The organism is Facilibium subflavum (assembly GCF_003574485.1).
Taxonomy (GTDB): Bacteria; Pseudomonadota; Gammaproteobacteria; order Francisellales; family Francisellaceae; genus Facilibium; species Facilibium subflavum.
Map to the genome: position 1 here is coordinate 1 of NZ_QLIT01000043.1, position 551 is coordinate 551.

Here is a 551-nt window from a genome sequence, read left to right on the forward strand (position 1 = left end):
GTAAACTTGGCTTTTTTGGCTGAAAACAATAGGCAATAAGGCCACACAATAAATTTGTCATAAAGTTCCAAATTGAACGATGTCTCGTATGCTCGATTTGACTAATATTCTTAAGCTGATCATTGACAGACTCAATAATTGCCCGCTTTCTCAAAAGTGCTTTGTCCAGTAAAGAAATCAAACCTTTTTTCATCTTCTTTTTCACCCGTGTCACCACTTGTAATCCACGTGACAATAAAGCCTCAGATAATGCGCCTTTAATATAGCCTTTATCGCCAATCAATTTGCCAATAAGCCCTTGGGTTAAATCCTCAACAGGCACACGATCATCTGTTGTTGCTTCAGTGACTTTAAAAGCCATAATCTCACCTTTATCATTGATCACTAAATGAAGCTTAAACCCAAAGAACCAGCCCGTGGTTGATTTTGATTTCTTTGCTAACCCATCAAAAACTTTATGCTGTTTCTCGCGCTTTATATGACAGACTTTAATGGGTGTGGAATCAATAAAATAAATACCTGTTTTTTCACCTTGAAGAAGATGCATCCTA

Annotated in this window: 1 protein-coding gene; it reads right to left on the reverse strand. The window is 37.0% G+C overall.

Features of this window, described 5'->3' with window-relative positions; translation table 11 throughout:
* A partial coding sequence (locus tag DNK84_RS03470; RefSeq protein ID WP_162902187.1) for an IS982 family transposase occupies positions 1–551 on the reverse strand: 551 nt, incomplete at both ends.